The sequence below is a fragment of the Eubacterium sp. AF19-12LB genome, from assembly GCF_003479125.1.
Lineage (GTDB): Bacteria > Bacillota > Clostridia > Lachnospirales > Lachnospiraceae > Eubacterium_U > Eubacterium_U album.
In genome coordinates this window covers 420-2,174 of the sequence record NZ_QUGP01000030.1, presented here as the reverse complement: position 1 = coordinate 2,174, position 1,755 = coordinate 420, and the positions used below count along the sequence as shown (strand labels likewise).

Annotated in this window: 2 protein-coding genes and 1 pseudogene; all 3 read left to right on the top strand. The window is 29.9% G+C overall.

Translation table 11 applies throughout. The features are described 5' to 3' along the window. Positions 1-387 (top strand): hypothetical protein (locus DWX29_RS12420; RefSeq protein ID WP_207663758.1); only part of this gene is annotated, 387 nt, incomplete at its 5' end. Between the two features lie 25 nt (positions 388-412). Further along, complete coding sequence (locus DWX29_RS12415) at positions 413-892, top strand: hypothetical protein (RefSeq protein WP_117910812.1); 480 nt, start codon at positions 413-415, stop codon at positions 890-892. Positions 893-1,530: 638 nt separating this feature from the next. Further along, positions 1,531-1,755: pseudogene (locus DWX29_RS12405) on the top strand (wall-associated protein); the annotation flags it as partial.

Genomic DNA, 1,755 nt, shown 5'->3' with positions numbered 1-1,755 from the left:
GGAAAACTAGCAGGGTTTATGGCAGATGAAGCAGGAAGCGTGTCGTATGAGGGTGGTAGAACATCAGGCAAAATAGATTATAAGAAAGTGTTTTTTAATGAAAATCCTGAATTAGAAGGTAAGGTAGTAGTTCACCATTCAGTTGAACAACAAGTATTAACTAAGCCACAAACAAAAGGTTTATTTACCTATGAAGAGATGCATGCACTAGAAAATTTGCGTGGAATACCTAAAGAAATTAATTCTGATATTCACTTATCGAAGATACGAAAAGAATGGAATAGATTTTATAAAGAAGTTCCAAATCCAACAAAACAACAACTGTTGGATAAAGCAGCAGAGATTGATTCTAAATTTGGACATTTGTTTAATCCACCACTAAATTAATAAAACGAGCAGGAGGTTGTATTTTATGAAGTACTACATGATTGAACCAGAAGTCGCAGGAGAAATTGGTGAGAACACTATATATGATAATTATGATGAGATTATTAATCAGAAAAAGAAACCCATAATATCTCATTTACATTATATTTTTGATGGATGGTTAGGAGATGAACTATTAGAAGTAACACCCTGTTTTTTGATTTCCGAGAGGTTAAAAAAAGAAATTGAGAATCATGGGTTCTCAGGATGTAGATTTGCAGATGTTGAAGTTTCATATAGCGATGAATTTTTAGAAATTTATCCTATTCGAAAAGTTCCCAAATTTTATAGAATGATACCATTGAAAACGGTATTTGTTGAAAATGATGGTTATATTAATCAAGATATGGATGATTTTATGTTGACTCAAAAATCATACTTGATTATTTCTGAAAATGTCAAAAATTTATTAAATAATATGAATTTTGCTGAGAATGCTGATTATATATTATTGGAAACGCGATAAATAAAATACAAATTTAGCTTCAAAAATGATAAATTGATTTATTAAATTTAATAGTAGAAACGGTGCATATACTTTGAAAAGCTTAGTATTTGTACCGCTTTCTAATATATAGTAACAATTAAGTTTTCATTTGATATAATTTATCATAACCATAGGCAGCTAGAATAGAATTTGCATAAAATTCAGTGGTATAGACAATTGCTTTTAGATTTTATGCTAATAGCTAAACAATGCCTATTTTAGGCAAAAATGAAGTATGGCATTAAAAATATTTATTAATTTAAACAAATATTTAATAATTTTCTCGTCGAATTTTAGAAAATTTAAAAACTACAGATTGTTTTCAGAATGACGAATATAGTCATAAGTTAACAAACAATGAAAAGGAAAATAGCAAGGCGGATGAAGTAACAACATATTCATATGATGGAAACAATAACCTTATATGTAAAACAAATGCACTGGGTAAAACTGAAAAATATGAATATGACCCGAATGGAAATCTCATAACGGTAAAAAATAACAGTGGAAAAGTCGTAACATCATACAGTTATGATGCCGTTAATAACTGTACTAAAAAAACAGTAGACGGAAAGACCACAACATATGAATATAATAAAAACGACTATCAGACAGCAATGTCAACGGCTAGTGGAACAATATCATATGTAAGGGATGAACTTGACAGAATAACAGAAACAGTTTATGAAAATGGAAAAACAGTAAAGTACAGTTATGACAATGACGGAAACAAGACAGGGATTACGTATACGGACGGCAAAAAGGTAAGCTACACATATGATGGAAACAAAAATGTGATAGAAGTTGCAGATGGTGACAAAAAGACCACATACACATATGAC

Coding starts and splice junctions, on each gene's coding strand:
- DWX29_RS12415 (WP_117910812.1), top strand. CDS start 413: ATGAAGTACTACATGATTGAACCAGAAGTCGCAGGAGAAATTGGTGAG.